Source organism: Brucella intermedia LMG 3301, from assembly GCF_000182645.1.
In the GTDB taxonomy this organism is placed as follows: Bacteria; Pseudomonadota; Alphaproteobacteria; order Rhizobiales; family Rhizobiaceae; genus Brucella; species Brucella intermedia.
Genome location: NZ_ACQA01000001.1, coordinates 1,785,623 through 1,809,653, shown reverse-complemented (window position 1 = coordinate 1,809,653; position 24,031 = coordinate 1,785,623). Strand labels below are relative to the sequence as shown.

Below are 24,031 nucleotides of genomic sequence, written 5' to 3'. Positions count from 1 at the left end.
CATGGCAGAACAACGCAAATATTCGCCAAACTACAATTGGGCGCTGCCATTGCCGCAGGGCAATCAGATTGTCGAGATCAAGCAGATCGGCGACACGATCAGCGACATCGATGCCTCGTTCAAGACGTTCGTGGACGCCTATAACGCCCACAAGCACAAGTTCCGCGATATTGAGGAACTGCCGACGACGCTTGAAGGTTACGGCATCACGGATGCGATGACCACCGAACAGGTCGGGAGCGCAATTTCGGATTCGGGCAACACCCTCAGCCAGTCGTTCGCCCAGGCGCTTTCCAGCTTGTCCGACACGATCACCAAGGCGCTTGGCCTGCGCGTCCGCGTCGATGAAGCACAGGAATTCAGCCTCGCGCAGAAGAAGCGCGCACGAGACAACATCGAGGCGGTTGGTGTTGTCGATAAGGGCGCTGCCGGTGGTGTCGCGCCCCTTGGTACTGACGGCAAGGTTGCTTCCACCTATTTGCCCGCTCTCACGACGACCGCAACGGTTGGCGCTGCCATGGCCGGAGCCAATGGCAAAGAAACACCTGCCGATGGCGATTTCTTCGGCGGCGTTCTTGCTGGTAGCTCAACCATGTTCAAAACGACATGGGGGAATATCAAAGCTGCTTTTCGGGTGCTCTTTTACACAAAAGACGAAGTGGGAGCCATTGTCGCTGGCAATATGGCGGGGAGGGCATATCCTCGGCGAACGGATGGTACGCCAATCAACTTCGCTTGGCATGATCCGGGTGGACAACCCACCTATATGTGGGGCGGCACAGATGGCGTGAATATGTACGTTTACGCGATCGCCGGTTTAAGGGTCAGCTATGCTGACAGCGCTTGGAATTCCGAACGCCTGCAAGGCTGGGACGTCCAAGGTTTCCTGAACAAGATGGAAGAACGTTCTGCGGCATGGGCGCGTCAGGAAGCTGGTTATCGGGCACGTAAATGCGGCTCGTGGGATCAGTGGAATTTCACGTTCCACGATCAGCGGATGCAGAACCAGACTGGCGAGAACATCTACTATACGGCCAAAATGACCGGCACATATGCTGACACAGTAATGCTGCAAATAAGCCCGGATAATGGCACCTATTGGACCGTTGCGACCACTATAGAAGGTTCAACTAACAAGACAGAATTTAGCGCAGGCTGCTTGCCTCCCGGCTGGTGGATGCGACTAATTCGCGGCTCCGGCTCTTACAATGCAAGCGTAATTTTGGTTTGGTGAAGACATGGAAGAGAAGCTTTATTCGACTTTCTGGATTTACTCGGAAAGCATGGGTGTTTTCGGGCGGCTCTGTGCTGCCGAGGATGCCTTAGTGGGTTTGGAGCCGGACGCCCGCCTGATCCCCGATAAACCGGACGGCGATTGCCGTTTTGATCCCGCATTGAATGAGTGGGTCCTCAACCCTGCCTTTGAACCGACGCCGGAAGAAAAGCGGGAACTGATGCCAGTCATCACCAAGCGGCAACTGCGCTTGACACTCGTTAGGAACGGTATTTCGCTTGCACAGGTCGAAGCAGCGATCGCGGCGATGCCCGAGGGCTTGCCAAAGCAGGAAGCGGAAATCGAATGGGCCGATGCTTCGGAGTTCCGCCGACTTCATCCGACACTCTTGCTCGTCGCGCAGGCTCTAAACCTGTCTGAAGAACAAGTAGATGCCATGTGGGAAGAAGCCGTTTTGGCCTGATCTGCCAAGACATCTTGGCGAACGCAAATCTTCTGCGTAATATGCCTCCATTCTTCAGACCGATCAGTCTTACTCGCCCCTGACACTGTCAGGGGCGTTTTGTTTTGCGGCCTGATTATTCTCTCCAAGACGGTTTTAAGCGCCCTTTAGAACGGGTTTTGGAGACACTTAATGGCCATTTCACCATTCAACCATGGCACCCGCGTCATTCAGGTCGGCAGCGAAGCCCGATCGATGGAAGTTGCGGATGTTTCGACCATCGGCGCTGCCGTGATCGCACCGGATGCCGATCCGAAGGTTTTCCCTATCAGCGAGCCGGTGGCGTTCTATACCCACGAGGCCGATAAGATTGCTGCCCTCGGAACGACTGGCACCGCAATCGATATCGTCAATGCGGTCCGCGCCCAGGGCGTGGAAGCGATGCTGGTATTCAGCCGCGTCGAGGAAGGTGCAACGCCTGAAGCCACGATGGCGAACCTGATCGGCTCTGCTGCGAGCATGACGGGCGTTCATGCGCTTTCATATGCTCTCGGCCATGTCGGGGTTGAGCCTGATATTCTGCTTGCACCGGGCCATTCAGCCGGTCGCGTGGACAACGCCAAGAACCCGCTTGCCGATGCGTTGCAACAGGTAGCCGAAAAGCTGCGCGCCGTTGCGATACTGGATACGGGCGGGCCGACACGGGAAAAGAGCCTCGAATATCGGGCCGATTTCGCATCGCGCTATTGCTACCTGCTTGATCCGTTCGTCCGCGTTTCCAGCGGCACGGATATCGTCACTAAGCCCGCTTCACCCTTTGCGGCTGGCCTGATCGTCAAGCGCGACAAGCAGAAGGGCGGGCCATATTGGTCGCCATCCAATCAAGAAACGCTCGGCATCCTCGGCACGGCGCGTCCGATCACCTATTTTGACGGCGAGACCGATCACGAAGCCAATCTTTTGAACGAAGCGGGCATCGCCACCTTCATTCCGGCGCGTCTGGTCCAGGGCGTCGGCGGGCAGTTCGCCGCCAATGGCCGCATTCTGTGGGGCAACCGCACCACGTCCGATGATCCGCTTTGGAAATTCATCAACGTTGTCCGCACCCGCGCCACGATCGAGAAAACCATCATCCGGTCCTTCCGCTGGGCGAACGATGACAATCTGTCGGTGCAACTGGTGATGTCTGTCATCCGCACGCTTCAGGAGTTCCTTGACGAGTTGACCGTGGCCGGGGCGATCCTTGGCGGGCGCGCATTTTGGGAGCGGGCCACGAATACGAATGCCAGCTTGCGGGACGGCAAGCTGCGCGTCGAGTTCGATGCCGAAGAAGCTCCGCCGCTTGAAGACCTGATCTTCGGTTCGCGCCGCAATGAGCAGTATTTCGACAACCTCGCTGCCGAAATCCAGCGCCGGACCTCGGTCTCTTTCTCCGTCAATATCAGCGACGTGGTCGCGGCCTAACGGGAGCTACCCATGACTTTGCGCATCATCCGGGGCTTTACGCTCTATGTGAACGACAACACCAATCTGGCGCTCGATATCGAGACCATGAAGCTGCCGACGCTGGAAGAAAACACCGAAGAATTCCAGCCGGGCGGCAGCGACATGGCGATCAATATCACCGGCCTGGGCGTCAAGGCATTCACCATGCCCTTCAAGATCAAGAGCCACACACCCGAAACCATTGGCTTGTTCGGCGGCGCTCCGGGCATCCGCTATCCCTTCACCGCTCGCAAGCTCGTCATTTCCGAGGAAGACGGAAAGGAACATGAGCACGCCATCGATGTGCAGGGCCGTCTTTCCAAGATCGAAGGTGAAGAAATGTCGGGCGGCAAGGCCACCGGCTACGACCACGAGATCAACGGTATCTGGACCTATACCGAGTATTGGGACAACCAGATCATGCACCGTTTCGCATTCAAGAAGGGCGGTTGGGATATCTGGAATTTCCAGCCGTACAACACCGCGCGCCGCCGCATTCTGTTCGGTTGATGGAGAAACGAGTTGACCAAGCCAACGCCAAAACTTGAAGTAAAAATCAAGCTCGATTTCCCGGTGCCGGTGAAAGGTGAGGACGGCAAGGGCGCTGCCCGCGATACCGTCACGATGCGCCGCCCCCGCACGGTTCACGTCAAGCGGCTTGCTGTCTTGCTCGGCGCCGATGTCCTGAAGGGCATTATCGGCGATCAGGAGCCTTCGGCGGTCAAGATCGGCAAGGACAACGTGGACGTTGCCAAGCTCGCCGTTGATGTCATCAGCGCCTTGTTCGTTCAGTCAACGCTGGATGAGCTGACGTCCATCATTGCCAGCATGTGCGATGAAAAACCCGAATTCATCGATGAGATCGACCCGCTCGACCTGATGAAGTTTGCGGAAGGTTTCCTCGATTTTTTTCCGGCACTCCGCTCTTTCGCGTCTTCGAATTCGGAGCAGACTGCGCTGCCTGCTTCCGATGGCGACCAGACGACATAGACCAGCTCCCCTGGGCTGAAATGCTTGCCTATCGAGCGGAAATCCCGCGGCTGACGGGCCGTGAGGCGAAACCGGACGAATGATATGGATGTTTCACTTCTAATCCGGTTGATCGATCAGGTGAGCGGCCCCGCGCAGAAAGTGCGCGGGGCGCTGGAAAAGATCGGTTCCGGCATCAACAATTTCAAAGGCGGCGCGTCCGACGCACTGAAGAACGGCTTCTCGATCGACAATATCGAAGCTGCAACCAAGAATGCGGAAGCCAAGCTTTCCCAGGCGCGCGGTAAGCTCCTCGGCGCATTCGGTCAGGCGCTTGCCATCGGCGCGCCTGTCATCAAGGCAGCGCAGTTTGACCAGTCCATGAAGGGGCTGGAAAAAGTCCTCAACGATCTTCCGGTCGAGCGCGTCCAACAGTTGCGCAAGTTCGCTCTCGACACGAGCGCGCTTATTCCGGTCGCAGCAAAAGACCTACTTGAACTCATGTCTGAAGCCGCGCAGGGCGGCGTCCCGCAAGAGGAACTGGAAGCTTTTTCGACCTATGTGGCCAAGGCTTCGGTGGCCTTTGACATGGCCGGGCAGGAAATCGGCGAGCGCTTTGCCAAGCTTCGAAACGTCTACAGGCTCAATCAGGAAGGCATCGAAGATCTCGGCGATGCGACGAACCACCTTTCGAACAATATGGCCGCGAAGGCCGAAGAGATCACCAATTTCACCAACCGCGCTGCCAGCGCTGCCGGTATTCTGAAGGTCAGCGCCGTCGAAGCGGCGGCATTCGGCACGGCCATGGTCGCTGCCGGTGCTGTGCCGGAAACCGCTGCGCGTGGCTTCAACGCCTTTGCGACCCGCATTCTGGCGGGCGGCAAGAGGATCGACGCCGCGTTTGAGGATATCGGCGTTTCGCGCGAAAAGCTGCTCAAGGACATCCAGACGGACGGCGCAAGCGCGATCCTGAAATTCTTTGAATTGCTGGCATCGAAGGGCGATGACGGCAAGGCCGCACTCAAGGACATCGTCGGACAGGACTACGTCAAGGATTTCGCCAAGCTTATCGACAACCCGCAGCTTCTGGCGCAGGCCCTGCAACTGGTCGCCAACCAAAGCGACTATGCCGGTTCGGCAACCGAGGAAGCCGCGAAACAGGCAGAAGGCGCAGTCAAACAATGGGAGTTACTGGTTAACAAGCTGAACCGTGGCGCTATCGTTATCGGCGACGCGCTATTGCCGACGCTGCTTGAACTGGCGACACAGGTCGGCTCGATCATTGATCGGTTTGCGGAATGGGCAGCGGTCAATCCCGAATTGACCAAGTATCTCGTAACTGCAATTGCCGCGCTCATGGGGCTTTCGATCGCGGGCAAGGTTCTGGGCGTTGTCTTCGCCGGTATGCGAGCGGGTATTCTGCCGCTGCTTGGCTTCTTCCTGAAATTCAACAGCGCAGGCCGCAACGTCGCCAAGGGCTGGCTTCTGATGCGGTTGGGTGCCGCTGCTGCGCTTCGAACGTTCGGCCTGTTTGCTGCCGCCTCGCGCGTTGTCGCTGCTGGAATGCGTGGGATCGGTTCGGGTGCGGCTCAAGCCAGCCGTCAGATTATCGCTACGCAGGGCCGTGCGCGCACCATGGCGACCGGCCTTCGCCGCATCATGGCCGGTTCGTGGATGCTGTCGATGGGGTTTGAAATCCTTGATGACATCGGGCGGACGCCGGAAGAACGCCTCGAACAGCTCCGCAAGAATGCCGAGGGCTGGAGCAAGTTCGAACAGGATGTCGAAAAGAGCTGGTTCGGTCAGATGTGGCAGGGCGTGAAGGATCGGGCCAACAGCCTGATGGGGCTTGAGCAAGGTGTGGTGCCCGCCGAAGCACTTTCGGCCTGGGGGAAGGCCAAGGCGAAGCAGTTCTATGATGTCGGCGTAAGCTGGATGAACTCCTTGTGGGACGGGCTAAAGTCTCTTTGGGATGCTGTTTCCGGCTGGTTTAACGAGCAGATTGCATGGTTGAAAGGGCTGTTGAACTTCGATCTGAATATCAATTGGCCGACGCCCCCGGAGTGGCTGACCTACCTCATGGGCATAGCCGGTAAGGGCGTCAATGTGGTCAAGGATGCAGTGAACTCCAGTGCGGGTGCGCTTGTTCCGCCCGGAGTTGGCAGTGGCGAGACCCCGCTTTCAAACGTTAGCAATCCACTTGGTGACGCCAAGGTCGATCAGACGATTACAGTGGTCAACGGACAGACGCCAAATCTAAATGTTGGTCCGATCCACATCACCGGCGTTTCCGATCCTCATGCTGCCGTGAAAGCCGCAGGGGCCGAGTTCGGACGACGCGGCGCGCAACTTATGAGCGGCAAATCCGGCGCTCTGCATGGAGGAACCGAATAATGGGAACGCCACTGCTCGGGCTTGGACCGCATATTTTCGAGATCGCGCCGTTGAATTTCCAGCAGATCGAACGGAGCACCGAGGCGCTATGGCCGTCGATCAGCCGTTTTGGTGGGCGTCCAGGTCGCCAGTTCACCGGCTACGGTGACGATCGGCTGACGATTACCGGCCTGCTGTTCCCCGATGAAATGGGAGGCCGCGCCGAATATGAGGCGATCCGCGTCACGCAGGCCGCAGCGCGGCCCGTTCTCATGTTGGGTTGGGCGACCGGCCTTTCCATGGCTGCGACATTGTTTGGCCGCGTCGTCATTCTCAATGTCCAGGACACGCAATCGATGATCAACCGGCAAGGCTTCGGTCGCAAGATCGAGTTCTCGATAGAGGTTGCGCCGTTTTCCGGCGACGGCAAACCAGTGGGGCTGTTCGGATGACTGTGCGCCTGATCCCTGCCGGAACCGTCACGGTCGAACTGGAAGACGTGACGCTTGATCTTGCCTGCTACGATTATCTCATGCGGTGGACCAGTGACCGCGTCGAGGTCGCCAAGCTGAAGGGATATCTGGAAGCCACCTATTCGGCCAATCCGGGGCTGGCGCGGCTTGGTATCGTCCTGCCACGCGGCACCGTCATTGCCATGCCGGAAATGACCATTTCCACCGAAATCAAGACCGTGAGGCTTTGGAGCTGATGGAGCGATCGCATCCCTTTATCGAAGTCAGCATCGAGGGCAAAACCGTCCACGATGCCTTTTATCAGCGCCTTGTCTCCGCAACCATTCGGGATGAACCGGGCCAGAGCGCCGATACGCTGGAACTGGTTTTTGACGATACCGGCAATGAGATCGATATCCCGCAGAAGGGGGCGAAGATTGAAGTCCGGTTCGGTTTCAAGGGTGTCGGCACGTGGAAGATGGGCACATTTGTTTTTGAACGTGCCAGCTACAATTTTGGAAGTGATGGCGAGCGCCTGACCTTTTCCTGCAAGTCAGCGGAGTTGCGCGCTGATGTCAAGGAACCGCTTTCGGAGCACTTCGACGGCGCGACGATCGGGCAGATCGTTGAGCAGCTTGCCAAGCGCCATGGCTACAAGGCGAAGGTCAGTCCAGAGCTTGCGAACACCAAGCTGGACTATATTGCCCGCGCCAATCAATCCGCAGTCGATTTTCTGACCCGCCTTGCCGATCGCACCGGCGCGCTGTTCTCCATCAAGGACAATACTTTCCTGTTCCTGAAGCGCGGCAGCTTGCCGCCAATCACCATTACGAAGGGCGATTGTTCCGAAGGCGAGTTCTCGGTTGAGCCACGCCCAAAATACGGGAAGGCAGCGGCAGGTTGGTACGATCGCCGTCGCAACAAGACGATTTATGAGGAACATGCAACCGGCATGGAGGGACCGACGCGCCGTTTGCGCACGGTTTATGCCTCGCAGGCGGAGGCGAAGAAAGCGGCTGAAGCTGAAGGCGCGCGGCTGGCGCGGGCGACCGGACAGGGTTCTCTGACCATGGCCGGTACGCCAGAAGTCATGGCAGACGCACCGATCAACGCAGTTGGTTTTCGTAAGGAGTTCGATGGCGAATGGCGCGCTGCCAGCGTCGAGCATCGTTTTGAAGACACCTACACCACCAGCATTGAGCTTGAAGCGCCTGAAAAGGGGAAAGAGTGATGAGCGACACGTTGTCTATTTGCGTAAGCTCTGTGATCTCCGTCACGTTAGATGAAAGTCGAGGTCTGCTATCGGTCGAGCATGACGGCACCATCACATGGGACGAGCTTCAGGCGCTCAAGAATGAGCATTTCGGGCCGGAGGCCGCAGCGATGGAAGTCTATCCGCCCGATAGCGATGTCGTGAACAGCCTGCCCATGCGTCACCTTTGGAAGCTTGGCGCGGGCGATTACTGGCCCGATCTGACCGGCACGAAGCCGGTGGGGGATTTGAGCCTGCGGGATCGTGATTTGCTGCTACGCGCAGAATTAGGACTTCTCGGCACAAAGCCGAAGTAGGGACGGCCACGTCAATTCGTGGCGGCGGGCCAATCCGCCAAGATAGAAACCCGCCCGACAGCCCAATCAGATAACCGTCGCATCCGCGCCCTTTCGGGCAAGCGGCTTGTGACTGATTCTTGGATATCCGTACACATGAACTTCCAAACAGCCTTCACCGCAGTTGATCCGGTTTCGCCGCCCGCAGCTTACATCGGTGGCAAGCGCCAGCTCGCCCGCCGTATCTGCGAGCAGATTAATACCGTGCCGCATAAGCTCTATGCCGAGCCATTTGTCGGCATGGGTGGTGTTTTCTTCCGGCGAACCTTGGTGCCTCGTGCCGAGTTCATCAATGATCGATCGGGCGACGTGGCGAACCTCTTTCGTATCCTCCAGCGGCACTATCCGCAGTTTATGGATACCCTGCGCTTCCAGATCACGAGCCGCCATGAATTTGAGCGTTTGAAGGCCAGCGATCCAGCTACCCTGACCGACCTGGAGCGGGCAGCACGCTTTCTCTATCTCCAGAGGCTCACCTTCGGCGGCAAGGTTGCAGGCCGTTCGTTCGGTGTGGATCGGGAACGTGGCTCCCGTTTCAATCTGACGACGCTCGCACCATTGTTGCAGGACGTGCACGAGCGGCTTGCGGGTGTTGTTATCGAGAACCTTGACTGGCTGGCCTTCGTGGATCGCTACGATCGACCGGAAACGCTTTTCTACTTCGATCCGCCCTATTGGGGAACCGAGGACTATTACGGAAAGGCCCTATTTGACCGAGGGCAGTATGAAGTCATGGCAGAGCGCCTTGGCTGTCTAACGGGCCGGTTCATACTGTCGATCAACGATGTGCCTGAAATCCGCTCGATCTTTTCCGCGTTCCAAATCGACACCGTGTCGCTCAGCTATACAGCGGGAGGCGGAAAGGGAAAGGCCGTCAAGGAGGTCATAATTTCCGGGTGAGCAAAACGATTGCTCGCTCCCGGCCAATAGCGGCATTCCGAGCAAAAGTAGTTTTGCACCCGCAGATCAACGCAATCGGATTGCTCCACTCCGGGGCCGACCAGAGCGAAGGTGCAGCCATTAACAACGGAGACAATAAAATGGCTACCACCAAGAACGACGCTTTCACCGGAGTGCTCAAGGCTATGCAGCAGGATGCGATGGACCTAATGGATCAGATCGATTTGGCCGCAGGTGACATGAGCGAAGGGCGGCGGAATGGTGCTATCGGCGCTCTGGTCCCGATTGATGAAAAGCTAGAGCGTTTGGCTGCACTGGCGGCGGCTGTCCGGGCAATGCACCGAACCTTGCCCATGGAATGATAAGAGGGGCTTAAAAGCCCCTCAAACGATCCCTAAAGACCCGCTTAGAAATTTTGATTTGCTGCCAATTGTTGTGACAAAAATGCCAAACCGCGCGTCACGCTACAGCTGCGGCGTATGCGTGGCGCACTCTTAAAGCTGCCCATTGCAGAGATTGGATTTGACGGCTAACGTGATGTTGTCTGCGCGGAAGCCGATACGGATTGACCGTTGAGCCGTCGCCTACCCAAGAGCGCTGTCAGAACGATAAGAGTAGGGCAGACAATTTCCTGAAATCATGATGACTGATTTGACGGGGCTTAAATGCCCCTCAAACGTTCACTAAAAGCCTGCTTAGAAATTTTGATTTTGTCTAAAAACCAGCGTCAAAATGTCAGGAACGAGCGACACGCTACACGCAAAACCCACCGTTAACCGGTGACGCCGCCAAACTCGGATTATCGCTGGAGAAAGAGAATGGTAGCGGAGGAGGGATTCGAACCCCCGACACAAGGATTATGATTCCTCTGCTCTAACCTACTGAGCTACTCCGCCACGCGTCGCTTTACAGAGACAACTTCATGATCGCCGTTTCCGGTGGGGCAAATCGTTGTTCCTGCAAGGAATGGCGGCGGTATATGTGCGGAATGAAAAGCTGTCAAGCACTCTTCGCATAGCTTTCGTCTTGTTTTCTATCATTTGCACCGATAAGGAACTTGGCATCAGCAAAGGCATGGTTTTATGGCACCTCGTATTGCGGTTTTGGGTTGTGGCTATTGGGGCGGCAATCACATTCGTACCCTGAAGAGCCTCGGTGCCCTTCAGGCAGTTTCCGACGCAAGAACAGAACAGGCAGAACGCTTCGCGGCCGAGTTCAATGTTCCCAACATTCCCGTCGATGAATTGTTCACGCGTTCAGACATTGACGGCATCGTCCTGGCATTGCCGGCACAGTTCCATTCACAATACGCCATCCAGGCTGTGAAGAACGGCAAGGACGTACTGGTCGAAAAGCCGATCGCGCTCGACATTCCGGCTGCGGAAGCCGAAGTCGAGGCCGCCCGTGAAAACGGTCGCGTGTTCATGGTCGGCCATGTGCTGCGTTTCCACCCGGCTTTCGAGAAACTGCTCGACATGGTGAAAAGCGGCGAGCTTGGCGATATTCGCTATGTGCATTCGCATCGCGTCGGTTTCGGCAAGTTCCACAACACGTTCGATGCTTTGTGGGATCTTGCGCCGCACGATCTTTCGATGATCCTGGCTATCACCGGAGAAGAGCCGAGCGCGGTACGGGGAGAAGGCGTGGCGACGCTCGATCATCTCACCGATATAGCCCATCTTCATCTCGATTTTCCCAATGGCATCCGCGGCCATCTGTTTGCGTCGCGCCTGAATGCCTATCGCGAACGCCGCCTGACGGTCACCGGCACGAAAGGCATGGCGGTGTTCGACGATGGCGAGCCGTGGGATCGCAAGCTTGCGCTCTACAATCATGAAGTCTGGCGGGAAAACGACCAGTGGTCTTTCAAATCCGTCGAGCCGGTCTGCATCCCTGTTGAAGAAGGCATGCCGCTGACACGCGAATTGCAGCATTTCATGCATTGCATCGAGACGCGCGAAAATCCGCGCACCGACGGCAAGGAAGCAATCAGCGTGCTGCGCATTCTCACAGAAGGTACTGTCAGGCACCCGCAGTAAAATGTGGGGGCGTGCGGGCCCGGTAACCTGCGTCAAGCGGTGTTACAGGAATCGCAAAACTTTGAACGCTCTGGCCATAGCGGGGCAGGGCGCAAGCGAATAAATAGGTTGCCGAGGATTCGCATATCGACTTGTGCGGGCCAGATATATTGGAGCCAACATGCAGTTTATTGATCTTGGAGCGCAGCGCGCGCGTATCGAAGACCGTCTCAATGCCGCCATTTCCAAGGTTGTTGCGGAAGGCCGTTATATTCTTGGACCGGAAGTAGCCGAGTTTGAAAAGAAGCTTGGCGAATATCTGGGCGTGGAACACGTCATCGCCTGCGCCAATGGCACCGACGCCTTGCAGATGCCTTTGATGGCGCGCGGCATCGGACCGGGCGACGCCGTGTTCGTTCCGTCCTTCACCTTCGCTGCCACGGCGGAAGTTGTTGCACTGGTGGGCGCCGAGCCGGTCTTTATCGACGTGGATGCGCAAAGCTACAATCTGAATGTCGAGCAGCTCGAAGCTGCTATCGCCGCCATCCGCAAGGAAGGCCGCCTGCAGCCAAAGGCGATCATCCCGGTCGATCTGTTCGGCCTGGCTGCCGACTATAACCGCATCAGCGCCATCGCGGATCGCGAAGACCTGTTCGTCATCGAAGACGCTGCGCAGTCGATCGGCGGCAAGCGCGATAACGTCATGTGCGGCGCTTTCGGCCATGTCGGTGCGACGAGCTTCTATCCCGCCAAGCCGCTCGGCTGCTATGGCGACGGCGGCGCGATGTTCACCAACGATGCCGAACTGGCCGACACGCTGCGTTCGGTCCTGTTCCATGGCAAGGGCGAAACCCAGTACGACAACGTTCGTATCGGGCTCAATTCGCGTCTGGACACCATTCAGGCAGCCGTTCTTCTGGAAAAGCTTGCAATCCTCGAAGACGAAATGGAAGCACGTGACCGCATCGCCAAGCGCTACAACGAAGCGCTGAAGGATGTCGTCAAGGTTCCGGCGCTCCCGGCTGGCAATCGCTCGGCTTGGGCGCAGTATTCCATCGAGAGCGATAACCGCGACGGCCTGAAGGCGCATCTTCAGACGGAAGGCGTTCCTTCGGTCATCTATTATGTGAAGCCGCTGCACCAGCAGACCGCATACAAGCACTATTCAGTTGCGCCGGGAGGCCTTCCAGTTTCGGAAAGCCTGCCGAACCGCATTCTGAGCCTGCCGATGCACCCCTATCTGTCGGAAGCCGATCAGGACAAGATCATCGGCGCCATTCGTGGTTTCCACGGCAAAAAGGCTTGATCTTTTTTGCCTGTCTAACGAAAACCCGGCGAAAGCCGGGTTTTTTATGTTTCAGGCTTGCAAGTTCAATTGCCAGGAAACACCGTATTTATCCTTGATCCAGGCGAAAAGCTTGCTGAAACCATAATTGTCGAGCGGCATCAGCGTCTCGCCGCCTTCCGAAAGCTTTTCGAAAACGCCGGTCAGGCTTTCCTCATCATGAAAGTCGACGAACAGGGATACGGACGGATTGAAATCGAACTGATGCGGGATGGGGCTGTCGATCACGATCAGCCGGTGTTCGGCAAAGGTCACGCGGGCAATCTGCACCTTGCCGGGGCTGCCGCTTGCTTCGTCATAGGTTTTGATCGACTCGATCAGGAAGTCCGGAAAGATCGAACGATATGTTTCCAGCGCCGCGCCTGCACTGCCCTGAAACATGAGATGGGTGCAAACCTGTGTCATGGCGGAAACGTAACACGGCCCCGCCGTTTTCGGCAATCAGGTTGCCAGGGCATTTGTGTCTGAAAATGCCCGAAACCGGTAAGAGCGGTCCTGACGATACCGGGAAAACAGGAGCCGCTTTAAAGGTTCTTTTTCTTCAACCGCTTGTCGATGCGCGCGGCCACGAAGCGGGCGAGGGCCGGACCTGCTAGAAGCACGATGAAGAAGCGGCTTGTCTGCATGGCAATGATGAAAGGCAGGTCGACATTGCTCGATGCTGCGATGATTGCAACCGTATCCGCGCCACCGGGACTGGTGGCGAGATAGGCTGTCAACGGATCGAGGCCCAGCACATGGCCGAGCGCCATGCCGAACAGCCCGCAGACGGCGATGAGGAGCAACGTGGATGTCAGCACCGCCGGAAACGCCCGCGCCGCATGGGCGATGATGGCGCGCGAGAAGCCGAGGCCGATGCGCCAGCCGATGAGCAGATAGCTGACCGCGAGCAGCCATGGCGGCAGGTCGATGGTGATGAAGCCGGTGTCTTGAAGCAATGCGCCCAATATGAGCGGCACGAGCATGGCGCCGGTCGGAATGCGGAGGAGTTCGCCGAGGAACGCGCCGACGACGATCAGCAGCAGCGTAGGTCCTAGTATGGACCAATCGACAGGTGGAAACCATATGATTTCGGCAGGCGCAACGGTTTCCACACCTGTGCTGAGGCGCAGGACCAGCGAAGCGGCTGTGGCAACCAGCACCACGCGCAGATATTGCATGAACGCGACGAGGCGGGCATCCGCGCCGTGGGATTCCGCCATCAGCGTCATTGCCGTGGCCGCCCCGGGGGAAGAACCCCATACGGCGGTTGTTCCCGGCAGAATGCGAAACCGCGCCAGCAGATAGCCGATGAAGGTGCTGGCAAAAAGCACGTAGCCCACGGATAGCAGGATGACGGGCAGGTGCTGCCCCATGCTCGTGAAGAACTCGGCAGTGATCGAACGCGCGATGAGGCAGCCGACGACGCCTTGTGCTGCGAGTGACAGCCAGCGGTGGACCCGCAATGTGCTTTCGCCAGCAGCCATCAGGATTGCACCAAGCATAGCGCCCAGAAGCATCGCGGCAGGCAGTTGCAGCTTTTCCCCTGCAAAGATCAGGATGGCGGAGAATGCGACCAGAAGACCCAATTGGACTGGTCTCGGCAAGGTCCTGACGCTGAATTTGGTGGAGGCCGAATTCGGCCCGGAGGGGGAGGATTTCTGCATTATGTCTTTTCACTACATCCGGCCCGGGTGCGATGCAAACCAAGATTTGCACGGCTTTGCCCAAATCTCCACGCTCCCTCCAGCTAACCGCAAAAGATTTTGGCAATTGTCGTATTTGATCCGAAGAAACGGATGGTTCGTCAGCTTCTCCATCGGCAGTTTGAGAGGTGGGCGTGAAGCACGGGCGGCTGTCCATGGGGCGTTCGCGCCAATTGCCAGTCAATGGAGAAGAAGGGTGATGAAACTAAAATATCTTCCAATGCCGAGCGAGGAGGTGCGTGCTTTGCAAGCCGGTGGCAAGGATGCTTATGGCTGTGCGCCGGAGCGAACGGTTTCCGATGGAGAGGGCAACCCCTGCCGCCATTGCCTTGACTTCGTACCGAAGGGGGCGGGCATGCTCATTCTCGCCTATCGCCCTTTTCCCGATGTTCAGCCCTATGCTGAAACCGGGCCGGTCTTTTTGTGTGCCGACCCCTGCGAGGCCTGGACTGGGGGAGGTGTTCCGCCCATTTTGGAATCGAGCAAGGATTATCTGCTGAAAGGCTATACCGAAAATCACCGCATCAAATATGGAACGGGGAAAGTCGTCGAGCGCGATGATCTGGCAGATTATGCCGCCGACCTGCTGGGTCGCCCGGAAATCAGTTTCGTCGACGTCCGATCTGCGCGCAACAACTGTTTCCAGTTGCGGATCAAGCGCGCAAGCTGAATTGACCGGAGGCCGGTTTGATCGAGAGAACACGAAAACACCGCCTGCGAGGCGGTGTTTTTCATCGTTGGGCAAGGTTGAGAAACGAAACGTCGATCAACCGATCATGGCGCGGCGCTGATTTACCGGACGCTCGATCACTTCCCTCGGAGCCTTGCCGCCGTCGCGTTCTTCAAGCGCTTCGGCCTTCGTCAGTTCGGTTTCCGCCGCCGACAATTCGGCTTCGGCCGCTTCCTTCTGGGACATCAGGTCGCGAATCGATACGAAAAGATTATCGCGCCGCTGGCGAGCCGCCTTGGCGAAGGTCGGATAAGCGAAATGATTAATGTCAGTGATGCCAGCTTTTTTCTCTTCCGATAGAATCTGGGCGTCGAGTTCTCCGGCCATCCGTTCGAACTCGCCGATCATCAGGTCGAGCTGGCCCAGTTGACGGCGTTTTTCCTTCACCTGGAACAGTTTCAGCCTGACTAGGCTTTCACGTGGCTTCATACGCAATACTCCTTGAACACCAACCAGCTTTCATGTGTTGGGGCGTTCCCCCCGACTTTATTAACAGGTGTGAACGAGCAAAACGCACCCGGCCTGCACCCGAATCTCCTTGCGAATTCAAGCCCCTGAAGGGGAAATCATCGCAGCCGTTCTTCCGAAATGGCTCAACAAGCGAAACAAAAAGTTAAGAATTCGCTCGTTTGGTAACCATTCCTTTACCGGCGAAGTTAATCATACGCGTTAGGACTTAAGGCTCGGTAAACCTCATGTGGTTTTTCGGCAACAGGCGAAAGCTAGAGTCAGATGAATCGCTTAGCGAAGATTCTTAATGCGAAGCTTTAGAGTCGTGAGGAAGAGAATGTCTTTATGATTCAGGCGCGTAAGAGAATTTTCTAAACAGGGCAGAAATATGCTTGCCAAGCAGAATCATATTTTGTTAACCATTTGCTGGCACCTTCATGCAAAGGCAACGATAGTTCCGTGTGCTGCCGTGAGGGACATCGGGTCGGCTGCGGAAAGGGGATAAGAGATGCGCGTCCTTTTGATTGAAGACGACAGTGCTATCGCACAGAGCATCGAGTTGATGCTCAAGTCCGAGAGTTTCAATGTCTACACGACCGATCTGGGCGAAGAAGGCATCGATCTCGGCAAACTATATGATTACGACATCATCCTGCTGGACCTGAACCTGCCGGATATGTCTGGTTATGAAGTTCTTCGCACCTTGCGTCTGTCCAAGGTGAAGACGCCGATCCTTATCCTTTCCGGCATGGCCGGCATCGAGGACAAGGTTCGTGGTCTGGGCTTCGGTGCCGACGACTACATGACCAAGCCGTTCCACAAGGACGAGTTGATCGCACGTATTCATGCGATCGTGCGCCGTTCGAAGGGTCATGCGCAGTCGGTCATCACGACGGGCGACCTCGTGGTCAATCTGGATGCGAAGACGGTGGAAGTCGCCGGCCAGCGCGTTCACCTGACTGGCAAGGAATACCAGATGCTGGAGCTTCTTTCGCTCCGCAAGGGCACGACGCTCACCAAGGAAATGTTCCTCAACCATCTTTATGGTGGGATGGACGAGCCGGAACTGAAGATTATCGACGTCTTCATCTGCAAGCTGCGCAAGAAGCTCGATGCTGTTTCCGGTAGCCAGAGCTACATCGAGACGGTCTGGGGTCGCGGTTATGTGCTGCGTGAGCCGGATGCGGAAATGCGCGAAAGCGCCTGATCGGCAACAGGCTTACGAAATGTAAAAAGCTCCGCTTCGGCGGAGCTTTTGCTTTTTGGAGTGACCGTTTGCCCCGGCTTTCAGGCGGACAGAACGCCTGCAAACTGTTCGGTGAGATAGGCGCGGTCGAATGGCTTGAGAATATAGCCATTGGCGCCTGCCCGCTTCGCCCGCATGATGCGGGTGACGTCGAGTTCATAAAGACAGAGGATGATCCGCAGTTTGTCGCCGCCCGGCATGGCGCGCAGTTCGGTCACGACTTCCAATGCCGTCATGTCCGGCAGGTCGTAGTCGAGCAGCATGACGTCGGGCATGCGCGAAAAACAGGTTTCGAGCGCTTCCCGGCCGGTCGAAGCTTCAGCAAATTCGGCTATGGTTTCGGAAAGGATGCGGCGGGCGACCTTGCGAATGACCGATGAGTCATCGACCAGCAGGCAACAAGCTGCCATTGGTTCATTCGCCATTCAGACCCCCCTTGCAGATATGTGATGATCGCCGCGCCTTCGACGACATTCGAGGCAAATCCTCATCGGAAATGCATGTTTGTCTGATAGAGGGTTTTATGATGGTTTGCCAGTGCGAGCGAGGGCTGGTCCCGCGCTCGCAAACGCTTATTCAGCAGAAAATACGATGTCTTCCGCGGTTGCGTGGATTGAAATCTTCATGCCGGCCTCTTCGGCCAGCAGAAGGGTATAGTAAGGCTGGACGGAATGGGCGTCGATCGGCTCTTCCGGAGCGGCGCCGGAATGAAGCTCAAGGAATTTGGGCGGAACGCGCAGCATGCGGCCCTTCACGGTGATAACGAAGCGCGGTTCGGTGTCGCCGCCTTCAAGCCGAACGGCCAGCGAACCGCCGCGTGGAATGGCTGCGTTGCCGATCAGCAGCATGTTGAGGAGCAGCTTGACCTTGTTCTTGGGCAGAAGGACGCGGGTGCCTTCCCAGGTGAATTCCGGCTTTTCATTCTTGAAGTATTCTGTGGCAACGTTCTGCGCGTCGCCGGTGTCGATCTGTACGCCTGCCGAGCCTGCCGCGCCGAAAGCGATGCGGGCAAACTGAAGCCGGGCAGAGGCGTTGCGGGCGCTCGACTTGATGAGCGCCATTGCGTCTTCGTCGGCTCCGCCTTCTTCCAGCAGTTCCAGACCGTTGTTGATCGCGCCGACCGGCGAAATGATGTCATGACAGATCCTGCTGCACAGAAGCGCACCGAGGTCGAGTGCGGAAAGGGTAACGGGCATTGGCATGGCGTTTTCTCCGGAACGCGGATTGATCCCGGCCTCCGAGCGGGTCGGATAACAGGATCGTTATCGGTTAACGAGACAGCCCGCAAAGCCTGTGTTTGCGCGCTGCATGAAGATGGGCGAATCGCCCTGAATATCGATTTAACTGGATACACGCGCCACCGGACCGCCGCAACAAAGCTCTCTTTTTGATCCGTCGGCCTTCCCCCACAGCTTCACACCATGGGAGAAATTCCGTGCCTTCGTAAAGTCAATTTCAGTGCTTAAAGGTTTGGACAATAAATTCGGGTCTAAAATAGGCGCGATTCGACCAAAATGTCCGTAAGAGACGTGGTCTGGCTTTTTAACAGGGCCGTCAGACAGAGGAGCGGAGAGCCAAAAGGAATTTTACATGGCCACACAATCCCTGTCGCAAATCAGGTTCCGCAATGCGGCGTGCTTCGTTGCGTTTTTTGCGGCGCTGTTTGTTTCTTTCATCGCCCTGCCAAACCAGGCCAGGGCACAGAACACATACACTGCCGAGGAAATCGTCGAATCTGGTCACAGGTTCTTCGGGTCGGCTTCGGGTGGAATCGCAAGCGCGGTCGAGAAGGCGTTCCAGAGTTTTGGTCTGCCCAACGGCTATATTCTTGGTGAGGAAGGTTCCGGTGCCTTCATTGGCGGCCTGACCTATGGCGAAGGCACGCTCTATACCAAGAATGCGGGCGACCATAAGACGTTCTGGCAAGGCCCATCGCTTGGCTGGGATTTCGGCGGGCAGGGTTCGCGCGTGATGATGCTCGTCTATAACCTCGATGACATCCAGAACCTTTACGGTCGTTACGCCGGTGTTGCAGGCTCCGCCTATGTCGTTGCCGGTGTCGGCTTCAACGTCCTCAAGCGCGAGAACATCATGCTTGTGCCGATCCGCACCGGCGTGGGCGCGAGGCTGGGCGTGAATATCGGTTACCTGAAGCTGTCTGGTGCTCCCACCTGGAACCCGTTCTAGGGCCAGGTTGCCAATGAGTGCCTTTTCAGCCGGTGATTGTTTTGCTGGCTGGAAAGACGGTCGGCTGCGCACTATGAATAGTAAATGCTTGTCTGAAACCGCTCGGGCCCATGTGAAACCGTGATCCAGTCCGCTCTCTTTTTCATATTCGGCGTTCTTGTGACGGTTTTCGTCGTGGTGCTGCTCGGCCCTTCGATCTGGCGGCGTGCCTTCTTTCTGGCGCGGCGGCAGGTCCAGGCGGAACTGCCGATCACACTCGCCGAAATTCGCGCCGACCGTGACGGGCTGCGCGCAGAATATGCCGTTGCGGTCAGCAGGCAGGAACAATTGCTGAAGCTTGAACGCCAGAAGAATGCCGAGCAGAAGGTGTTGCTCGCCCGGCAATACGAAGAGCTGAAACGCATTCCGTTGCTTGAGGCAAGTCAGGCTGATATCGAGAAGCAGCTTGCAGAACACGAGCGGATGGCGAAAGAAGTCGGTAGCGCGCGCGATACAGCGCTGGAAAAGGCGCAAATCCTCCAGGCTGAACTGGAACGGATGCAAAGCCATTACGCCGCGCTTGAGGGATTGGCCGATACATTGCGTATCGAGATAAGTGGAAGCGAGACGGAATACAGCCGTCTGACAAACGAGATGACCGAAATGCGTCGAGATCGCAAGGAAGCCGCAGCCCGTTACAACGAAGTTTCCACCCAGTTGACCTCGGCGCAGACGGAGCTGAAAAGCGAGAAGCGGCGCAACAGCGAGTTGCAGCAGAAGCTTGAGAAGCTGATTTCCGAGCTTTCAGATGCACAGGAAAAAATCGAGCGCTACAGCCGCCGGAAAGCTGGCGTGGACGACAGTCCCGATTTGACGGAAATCGAGCGCGAGAATGCAGTCCTTCGCGAAGAAATGGCTGCACTTGCCGCCCGCGTGGTAGCGGCGACCGCCGAAAAGGAAGGACCGGGCTCGCCGATCCATTCGATTCTCGAAGTAGCCGAAAAGGCGGATGCAGGAAAAGGCAGGAAGGCCAGCCCCAAGAGTCTGGCGCGCCGCATCCGCGACCTGCAATAGGCCAACGTTCAGCGACTATTCCTTGCCCAGAACATCCGACCAATCGGGATGGCGCATCGCCTGCGCATGCATGAAGCTGCAACGCGGGATGATCTTCCATCCGCTTCGCCGGGCGTCCAGAACAGCGTTCTTGGCAAGCGCCTGCGCGACGCCTTTGCCGCGCATCGTGTCCGGCACGAAAGTATGGTCGATGGATATCAGCGAGGGGCCAAGCTTCGTATAGGTCATTTCGGCTTCACTGCCGTCGAGAACAGCCGCATAGCGCCCGCCGTCGGAACTGTCTTCCTTGCGAATCTCGATCGTCCCGCTCATGCCATCCTCCTGAACATTGTGTGTCTGGATCAACGCGCCAAGTTCACAACATAGGAACGGAATGTGCAAATAAAAACCGGCCACGAGGGCCGGTTTTCGATTTGTCGATCAATGCCCCTTTCACGGAAGACTTGTTCCGCCGGAGGCCCGATCCTCGCCCTTCCAAAACCGGTCCCGGTTTCGAGGAGCGGTTTTAGTGACGATACTGTTGAATTCTGGTGGTCCTGAGGCCGGCGAGACCATGCTCATCGATTGAGGATTGCCAGGAAAGGAATTCCTCCACCGTCAATGTGTAACGCTGGCATGCCTCCTCAAGGCTCAGAAGTCCGCCCCGCACCGCGGCGACGACTTCAGCCTTGCGGCGAATGACCCAGCGCCTTGTATTGGCGGGGGGGAGGTCCGCGATGGTCAGCGGGCTGCCATCAGGACCGATAACATATTTTATACGCGGTCTTACCAGATCGGTCATTGTACTCTCTACACAACACTCAAGGACCTAATCGAGTAGGAGACTAACGCGACAGCTTTAAAAATTACCTAAGCAGCTGGTAACTCTCTGGTAAGACTTGAAAAAATACTCGTTATGGCGCTTTTGCGGGCATTTTTGGGGCGTGGGATGGGAAAACTTCACGGTGAAGTGTCCGCTGCCTGTCGCAATCCGGACAATGATTGTTCCCTGACCCTTGGCAAATTGCCGCAGTTTAGCCTATATAGGGCGCAGAAACCTAAATTTTGAGAAGCAGGGCAATTGCCCGGAAGCTGGAATCAATCATGAGCCTGAACAGCCTCGATCTGCCGGGAAAGCCGGAAGACACGCGCGTTGTCGTCGCCATGTCGGGCGGCGTCGATTCATCTGTTGTGGCCGGGATTCTCAAACGTGAAGGTTACGATGTCGTTGGCGTGACGCTGCAGCTTTATGATCATGGCGCAGCCGTTCATCGCGCCGGTTCCTGCTGCGCGGGACAGGACATCGAAGATGCCCGCCGCGTTTCGGAAAGTCTCGGCATTCCGCATTATGTTCTCGATTACGAAGCACGCTTCCGCGAGGCTGTGATCGATCCTTTTGCGAATTCCTATGTCAGCGGCGAAACGCCCATTCCGTGCGTTTCGTGCAATCAGACGGTAAAGTTCGCCGATCTCCTGCAAACCGCGCGTGATCTCGGCGCCGATGCACTGGCGACAGGGCACTATATCCGCAGCCGCGCCAATGGTGCGCATCGCGCGCTCTATCGTCCGGTCGATACCGATCGCGACCAGAGCTATTTCCTCTTTGCCACGACGCAGGAGCAGATCGACTATCTGCGGTTCCCGCTCGGTCATCTGCCAAAGGCGCAGGTGCGCGAGATTGCTGAGGAAATGGGCCTGACTGTGGCCAAGAAGCAGGACAGCCAGGACATCTGCTTCGTGCCGCAGGGCAAATATTCCGACATTATCTCCAAATTGAAGCCGGAAGCGGCCAATCCGGGCGATATTGTCCATATCGATGGGCGCACGCTCGGCCGCCATGATGGCATCGTGCATTACACGGTCGGCCAGCGGCGCGGTATCGGCGTCGCTACGGGCGAGCCGCTCTATGTCGTTCATCTCGATGCCGCCAATGCGCGGGTTATCGTCGGTCCGCGTGAAGCGCTGGAAACGCATAAAGTTTTCCTGCGCGACATCAACTGGCTGGGCGATGCGCCGATTGGCGATCTGCCCGAAGGCGGAATCGAAGTGTTCGCCAAGGTCCGCTCGACGCGCCCGCCGCGCCCCGCCGTGCTGCGCCATGCCGATGGCCAGACCTGGGTCGAACTGGTCGATGGCGAAAGCGGCATCGCTCCGGGACAGGCCTGCGTGCTCTATTCGGATGAAAGCAATACGGCGCGCGTCTTTGGCGGCGGCTTTATTGGCCGTTCGGAGCGTGAACCGCAGGCGGAAGAAATGCTGCGTCGTCTTGTTGCCAATACGGCAAGCGCCTCGGCAGCCTGATAAAACTTTCCTGCTGCATCAAAAACCTCCGGTTCGAAGCCGGAGGTTTTTTGTTGAGAGCATTTCCAGCAAAAGTGCGGAGCGTCTACGCGGGGAAATCAGTTTACTGGACTGATTTCTTATCCCGCTTCGATGCGTTTGATAATGCGGCAATACGAATAGTTAGAGCGGTTCCGCCGTTTCCGTCTTAATCGAAAACGCCCTGGAGCATGTCGCCCCGAAGCGAGAACCGGCCAGGGCAATTTCCGGTGATCCAATCAAAACAGGAATTGCTCGGAAGCCGCTCAAGTAAATTTGCTGAACCGCGAGAGGGCGATGCCCGATGCGGTTGCGACATTCAGGCTGTCGAACGCTGTGGACATGGGAATCCGCGCCGTCTGAAGCTTCCCAAGTAACCTTGGTGGCAATCCTTCCCCTTCGGTCCCGAGCAGGAGTGCGTGGCGGTCTTGCTTCGCCGCATCATAGATGCTGAGCGTTGATGACGGGCTGAGCGCAAGCAGATTGAAGTTGGCATCGCCGAGCGCGGCGATGATTTCATCAATGTTGCCACCGTGGAAATAGGGGACTTTCAGCGTCGCGCCGACCGATACACGGATGGCCTTGCGATAAAGCGGATCGCAGCAGGTTTCATCCATCAGCACGCAGTCTGCCTCGAAGGCTGCGGCATTGCGAAAAATCGAACCGACATTGTCGTGATTGGAAATGCCGCACAATACCACGACGAGCGATTTGGCGGGGAGGGCTCCGAGCATCGCTTCCAGACCGGGCTGTGGTTTGCGACGGCCCACAGCGAGAATGCCCCGGTGAACATGAAATCCCGCAACTGCATCCATGACAGCCTGCGGGACGGAATAGACGGGAACATCGGGTGGGAGTTGCCCCAGTTGTTCTCCGAGACCTGCGAGCCGGTTTTCCAGAACGAGCAGCGATTCCGTTTCGAATCGTGCGGAAGAGGAAAACAGGACGTTCAGAACCACCTTGCCTTCAGCGATGAAACGCTGCTGGCGCCCCACGAGGTCTTTCTCGCGAATGCTGCGATAAGGGGAAAGGCGTATGTCGTCCGGATCGTCAATTGGATGGACGCAAGGATGGACGCAGCCGTGCGAATGAGAACTTTCTTTCATCGCACGGCTGTGACCTCATGATGTTATGCGTGAGCGACTGCCGCCAGATTATGTCTGCGCGGTGTTGGACTCATATACAGACTCGAGAGTGTCGACAACATCAACTCGATATGCGGCGAAGAGACCATGTAGTAGATGGTCTGTGCGTCGCGACGGGTTGAAACGAGATCAAGAGCTCGTAGTTTTGCCAGGTGCTGAGACAAAGCGGATTGGCTAAGGTCAATCGCCTTGGCAAGCGCACCGACGGACATTTCGTTATGAAGCAACTTACACAAAATTAGTAATCGCTTATTGTTAGCAAGTGCCGAAAGGAAATCGGCGGCCTGGTCTACATTTTCAATCAAATCAAAAAAAGTATCTTGATTGCTCATTTGCCGTCATACCCCCGTAAGACTGGACAAAGTTAAAAATATACATGCGAATTTCCATAAGCATGCATATTCAAAATAG

General features: G+C 56.8%; 28 protein-coding genes and 1 tRNA gene. 19 read left to right on the top strand and 10 right to left on the bottom strand.

Translation table 11 applies throughout. The annotated features are described in order from the left end of the window. The first annotated feature begins 1 nt into the window (after position 1). From OINT_RS08635 to OINT_RS23805, 12 genes are all read left to right on the top strand, one after another. Positions 2 to 1,234, top strand: a complete 1,233-nt coding sequence (locus OINT_RS08635) for a hypothetical protein (protein WP_006467414.1) — start codon at positions 2 to 4, stop codon at positions 1,232 to 1,234. A 4-nt stretch (positions 1,235 to 1,238) separates the two neighbouring features. Then, positions 1,239 to 1,697 carry a hypothetical protein gene (locus OINT_RS08630; RefSeq protein ID WP_006467413.1) on the top strand — a complete coding sequence of 153 codons (459 nt, stop codon included), beginning with the start codon at positions 1,239 to 1,241 and terminating at the stop codon, positions 1,695 to 1,697. Positions 1,698 to 1,868: 171 nt separating this feature from the next. After that, entirely contained in the window at positions 1,869 to 3,140 is a 1,272-nt protein-coding gene (locus OINT_RS08625; protein ID WP_006467412.1) for a phage tail sheath subtilisin-like domain-containing protein, read from the top strand. A 12-nt stretch (positions 3,141 to 3,152) separates the two neighbouring features. Further along, positions 3,153 to 3,671: a phage major tail tube protein gene (locus OINT_RS08620; RefSeq protein ID WP_006467411.1), complete on the top strand. Its 519-nt coding sequence runs from the start codon at positions 3,153 to 3,155 to the stop codon at positions 3,669 to 3,671. Between the two features lie 12 nt (positions 3,672 to 3,683). Continuing rightward, on the top strand, positions 3,684 to 4,151 hold the full coding sequence (locus OINT_RS08615) for a hypothetical protein (protein ID WP_006467410.1): 468 nt from the start codon (positions 3,684 to 3,686) through the stop codon (positions 4,149 to 4,151). Positions 4,152 to 4,235: 84 nt separating this feature from the next. Then, positions 4,236 to 6,524 (top strand): phage tail tape measure protein, encoded by a 2,289-nt coding sequence (locus tag OINT_RS08610; protein WP_039852727.1) that lies wholly within the window; start codon positions 4,236 to 4,238, stop codon positions 6,522 to 6,524. Next, entirely contained in the window at positions 6,524 to 6,955 is a 432-nt protein-coding gene (locus tag OINT_RS08605; protein WP_006467408.1) for a phage tail protein, read from the top strand. Before OINT_RS08610 ends, OINT_RS08605 begins: the two co-directional genes overlap by 1 nt. Beyond that, on the top strand, positions 6,952 to 7,212 hold the full coding sequence (locus OINT_RS08600; protein WP_006467407.1) for a tail protein X: 261 nt from the start codon (positions 6,952 to 6,954) through the stop codon (positions 7,210 to 7,212). Before OINT_RS08605 ends, OINT_RS08600 begins: the two co-directional genes overlap by 4 nt. Continuing rightward, complete coding sequence (locus OINT_RS08595; protein ID WP_039852964.1) at positions 7,212 to 8,186, top strand: phage late control D family protein; 975 nt, start codon at positions 7,212 to 7,214, stop codon at positions 8,184 to 8,186. The genes OINT_RS08600 and OINT_RS08595 overlap by 1 nt, the downstream gene beginning before the upstream one ends. After that, positions 8,186 to 8,524, top strand: a complete 339-nt coding sequence (locus OINT_RS08590) for a DUF7694 domain-containing protein (protein ID WP_050790998.1) — start codon at positions 8,186 to 8,188, stop codon at positions 8,522 to 8,524. The genes OINT_RS08595 and OINT_RS08590 overlap by 1 nt, the downstream gene beginning before the upstream one ends. A 135-nt stretch (positions 8,525 to 8,659) precedes the next feature. Beyond that, on the top strand, positions 8,660 to 9,463 hold the full coding sequence (locus OINT_RS08585; RefSeq protein WP_039852724.1) for a DNA adenine methylase: 804 nt from the start codon (positions 8,660 to 8,662) through the stop codon (positions 9,461 to 9,463). A gap of 140 nt (positions 9,464 to 9,603) precedes the next feature. After that, positions 9,604 to 9,825, top strand: coding sequence for a hypothetical protein (locus tag OINT_RS23805; protein ID WP_172491100.1), 222 nt, complete (start codon positions 9,604 to 9,606; stop codon positions 9,823 to 9,825). A gap of 457 nt (positions 9,826 to 10,282) precedes the next feature. Here OINT_RS23805 and OINT_RS08575 read toward each other — a convergent pair. Then, positions 10,283 to 10,359, bottom strand: a tRNA-Met gene (locus OINT_RS08575). Between the two features lie 186 nt (positions 10,360 to 10,545). On the opposite strand from OINT_RS08575, the gene OINT_RS08570 reads away from it, so the two are divergent. Beyond that, positions 10,546 to 11,502 carry a Gfo/Idh/MocA family protein gene (locus tag OINT_RS08570; RefSeq protein ID WP_006467402.1) on the top strand — a complete coding sequence of 319 codons (957 nt, stop codon included), beginning with the start codon at positions 10,546 to 10,548 and terminating at the stop codon, positions 11,500 to 11,502. Between the two features lie 160 nt (positions 11,503 to 11,662). Beyond that, complete coding sequence (locus OINT_RS08565) at positions 11,663 to 12,787, top strand: DegT/DnrJ/EryC1/StrS family aminotransferase (RefSeq protein ID WP_039852721.1); 1,125 nt, start codon at positions 11,663 to 11,665, stop codon at positions 12,785 to 12,787. Positions 12,788 to 12,838: 51 nt separating this feature from the next. Here the strand turns inward: OINT_RS08565 and OINT_RS08560 are convergent, their stop codons facing one another. Together OINT_RS08560 and OINT_RS08555 are read right to left on the bottom strand one after the other, a co-directional pair. Continuing rightward, positions 12,839 to 13,231, bottom strand: a complete 393-nt coding sequence (locus tag OINT_RS08560; protein WP_006472630.1) for a VOC family protein — start codon at positions 13,229 to 13,231, stop codon at positions 12,839 to 12,841. 119 nt (positions 13,232 to 13,350) lie between these two features. Further along, positions 13,351 to 14,472, bottom strand: coding sequence for an AbrB family transcriptional regulator (locus OINT_RS08555; protein WP_036565681.1), 1,122 nt, complete (start codon positions 14,470 to 14,472; stop codon positions 13,351 to 13,353). Here OINT_RS08555 and OINT_RS24435 point away from each other — a divergent pair. Next, on the top strand, positions 14,366 to 15,181 hold the full coding sequence (locus tag OINT_RS24435) for a DUF1203 domain-containing protein (RefSeq protein WP_404990515.1): 816 nt from the start codon (positions 14,366 to 14,368) through the stop codon (positions 15,179 to 15,181). The two genes, OINT_RS08555 and OINT_RS24435, sit on opposite strands and share 107 nt — an antisense overlap. Before the next feature lie 96 nt (positions 15,182 to 15,277). On the opposite strand, the gene OINT_RS08545 is transcribed toward OINT_RS24435, so the two are convergent. Continuing rightward, positions 15,278 to 15,670 carry a hypothetical protein gene (locus tag OINT_RS08545; protein ID WP_006472627.1) on the bottom strand — a complete coding sequence of 131 codons (393 nt, stop codon included), beginning with the start codon at positions 15,668 to 15,670 and terminating at the stop codon, positions 15,278 to 15,280. A gap of 529 nt (positions 15,671 to 16,199) precedes the next feature. Here OINT_RS08545 and ctrA point away from each other — a divergent pair. Further along, on the top strand, positions 16,200 to 16,898 hold the full coding sequence (gene ctrA / locus OINT_RS08540) for a response regulator transcription factor CtrA (protein ID WP_006467396.1): 699 nt from the start codon (positions 16,200 to 16,202) through the stop codon (positions 16,896 to 16,898). 80 nt (positions 16,899 to 16,978) lie between these two features. Here the strand turns inward: ctrA and OINT_RS08535 are convergent, their stop codons facing one another. Beyond that, entirely contained in the window at positions 16,979 to 17,362 is a 384-nt protein-coding gene (locus OINT_RS08535) for a response regulator (RefSeq protein WP_006467395.1), read from the bottom strand. A gap of 147 nt (positions 17,363 to 17,509) precedes the next feature. Beyond that, positions 17,510 to 18,139 carry a histidine phosphotransferase ChpT gene (gene chpT, locus OINT_RS08530; RefSeq protein ID WP_006467394.1) on the bottom strand — a complete coding sequence of 210 codons (630 nt, stop codon included), beginning with the start codon at positions 18,137 to 18,139 and terminating at the stop codon, positions 17,510 to 17,512. 388 nt (positions 18,140 to 18,527) lie between these two features. Here chpT and OINT_RS08525 point away from each other — a divergent pair, with 388 nt between their 5' ends. Both OINT_RS08525 and OINT_RS08520 read left to right on the top strand, forming a co-directional pair. After that, positions 18,528 to 19,124 (top strand): DUF1134 domain-containing protein, encoded by a 597-nt coding sequence (locus tag OINT_RS08525; RefSeq protein ID WP_006467392.1) that lies wholly within the window; start codon positions 18,528 to 18,530, stop codon positions 19,122 to 19,124. Between the two features lie 144 nt (positions 19,125 to 19,268). After that, the gene (locus OINT_RS08520) at positions 19,269 to 20,177 is read left to right on the top strand and encodes a coiled-coil domain-containing protein (RefSeq protein ID WP_031352882.1); all 909 of its coding nucleotides are present in this window, start codon (positions 19,269 to 19,271) and stop codon (positions 20,175 to 20,177) included. Positions 20,178 to 20,192: 15 nt separating this feature from the next. On the opposite strand, the gene OINT_RS08515 is transcribed toward OINT_RS08520, so the two are convergent. Beyond that, positions 20,193 to 20,489 carry a GNAT family N-acetyltransferase gene (locus tag OINT_RS08515; protein WP_006472625.1) on the bottom strand — a complete coding sequence of 99 codons (297 nt, stop codon included), beginning with the start codon at positions 20,487 to 20,489 and terminating at the stop codon, positions 20,193 to 20,195. Between the two features lie 193 nt (positions 20,490 to 20,682). Continuing rightward, on the bottom strand, positions 20,683 to 20,958 hold the full coding sequence (gene sciP / locus OINT_RS08510; RefSeq protein ID WP_002964694.1) for a CtrA inhibitor SciP: 276 nt from the start codon (positions 20,956 to 20,958) through the stop codon (positions 20,683 to 20,685). Positions 20,959 to 21,260: 302 nt separating this feature from the next. On the opposite strand from sciP, the gene mnmA reads away from it, so the two are divergent. Further along, positions 21,261 to 22,457 carry a tRNA 2-thiouridine(34) synthase MnmA gene (mnmA, locus tag OINT_RS08505; protein WP_006472624.1) on the top strand — a complete coding sequence of 399 codons (1,197 nt, stop codon included), beginning with the start codon at positions 21,261 to 21,263 and terminating at the stop codon, positions 22,455 to 22,457. Between the two features lie 284 nt (positions 22,458 to 22,741). Here mnmA and OINT_RS08500 read toward each other — a convergent pair whose 3' ends face one another. After that, on the bottom strand, positions 22,742 to 23,581 hold the full coding sequence (locus OINT_RS08500) for a TrmH family RNA methyltransferase (protein WP_006467384.1): 840 nt from the start codon (positions 23,579 to 23,581) through the stop codon (positions 22,742 to 22,744). A gap of 23 nt (positions 23,582 to 23,604) precedes the next feature. Next, on the bottom strand, positions 23,605 to 23,952 hold the full coding sequence (locus tag OINT_RS08495) for an ArsR/SmtB family transcription factor (protein WP_006467382.1): 348 nt from the start codon (positions 23,950 to 23,952) through the stop codon (positions 23,605 to 23,607). Positions 23,953 to 24,031 lie beyond the last annotated feature (79 nt).

Bases quoted from the DNA above. Each gene is read 5' to 3' on its own strand.
- OINT_RS08635 (WP_006467414.1), top strand. From the start codon at position 2: ATGGCAGAACAACGCAAATATTCGCCAAACTACAATTGGGCGCTGCCA.
- OINT_RS08630 (WP_006467413.1), top strand. From the start codon at position 1,239: ATGGAAGAGAAGCTTTATTCGACTTTCTGGATTTACTCGGAAAGCATG.
- OINT_RS08625 (WP_006467412.1), top strand. From the start codon at position 1,869: ATGGCCATTTCACCATTCAACCATGGCACCCGCGTCATTCAGGTCGGC.
- OINT_RS08620 (WP_006467411.1), top strand. From the start codon at position 3,153: ATGACTTTGCGCATCATCCGGGGCTTTACGCTCTATGTGAACGACAAC.
- OINT_RS08610 (WP_039852727.1), top strand. From the start codon at position 4,236: ATGGATGTTTCACTTCTAATCCGGTTGATCGATCAGGTGAGCGGCCCC.
- OINT_RS08605 (WP_006467408.1), top strand. From the start codon at position 6,524: ATGGGAACGCCACTGCTCGGGCTTGGACCGCATATTTTCGAGATCGCG.
- OINT_RS08600 (WP_006467407.1), top strand. From the start codon at position 6,952: ATGACTGTGCGCCTGATCCCTGCCGGAACCGTCACGGTCGAACTGGAA.
- OINT_RS08595 (WP_039852964.1), top strand. From the start codon at position 7,212: ATGGAGCGATCGCATCCCTTTATCGAAGTCAGCATCGAGGGCAAAACC.
- OINT_RS08590 (WP_050790998.1), top strand. From the start codon at position 8,186: ATGAGCGACACGTTGTCTATTTGCGTAAGCTCTGTGATCTCCGTCACG.
- OINT_RS08585 (WP_039852724.1), top strand. From the start codon at position 8,660: ATGAACTTCCAAACAGCCTTCACCGCAGTTGATCCGGTTTCGCCGCCC.
- OINT_RS23805 (WP_172491100.1), top strand. From the start codon at position 9,604: ATGGCTACCACCAAGAACGACGCTTTCACCGGAGTGCTCAAGGCTATG.
- OINT_RS08570 (WP_006467402.1), top strand. From the start codon at position 10,546: ATGGCACCTCGTATTGCGGTTTTGGGTTGTGGCTATTGGGGCGGCAAT.
- OINT_RS08565 (WP_039852721.1), top strand. From the start codon at position 11,663: ATGCAGTTTATTGATCTTGGAGCGCAGCGCGCGCGTATCGAAGACCGT.
- OINT_RS08560 (WP_006472630.1), bottom strand. From the start codon at position 13,231: ATGACACAGGTTTGCACCCATCTCATGTTTCAGGGCAGTGCAGGCGCG.
- OINT_RS24435 (WP_404990515.1), top strand. From the start codon at position 14,366: ATGGCGGAGAATGCGACCAGAAGACCCAATTGGACTGGTCTCGGCAAG.
- OINT_RS08555 (WP_036565681.1), bottom strand. From the start codon at position 14,472: ATGCAGAAATCCTCCCCCTCCGGGCCGAATTCGGCCTCCACCAAATTC.
- OINT_RS08545 (WP_006472627.1), bottom strand. From the start codon at position 15,670: ATGAAGCCACGTGAAAGCCTAGTCAGGCTGAAACTGTTCCAGGTGAAG.
- ctrA (WP_006467396.1), top strand. From the start codon at position 16,200: ATGCGCGTCCTTTTGATTGAAGACGACAGTGCTATCGCACAGAGCATC.
- OINT_RS08535 (WP_006467395.1), bottom strand. From the start codon at position 17,362: ATGGCGAATGAACCAATGGCAGCTTGTTGCCTGCTGGTCGATGACTCA.
- chpT (WP_006467394.1), bottom strand. From the start codon at position 18,139: ATGCCAATGCCCGTTACCCTTTCCGCACTCGACCTCGGTGCGCTTCTG.
- OINT_RS08525 (WP_006467392.1), top strand. From the start codon at position 18,528: ATGGCCACACAATCCCTGTCGCAAATCAGGTTCCGCAATGCGGCGTGC.
- OINT_RS08515 (WP_006472625.1), bottom strand. From the start codon at position 20,489: ATGAGCGGGACGATCGAGATTCGCAAGGAAGACAGTTCCGACGGCGGG.
- sciP (WP_002964694.1), bottom strand. From the start codon at position 20,958: ATGACCGATCTGGTAAGACCGCGTATAAAATATGTTATCGGTCCTGAT.
- mnmA (WP_006472624.1), top strand. From the start codon at position 21,261: ATGAGCCTGAACAGCCTCGATCTGCCGGGAAAGCCGGAAGACACGCGC.
- OINT_RS08500 (WP_006467384.1), bottom strand. From the start codon at position 23,581: ATGAAAGAAAGTTCTCATTCGCACGGCTGCGTCCATCCTTGCGTCCAT.
- OINT_RS08495 (WP_006467382.1), bottom strand. From the start codon at position 23,952: ATGAGCAATCAAGATACTTTTTTTGATTTGATTGAAAATGTAGACCAG.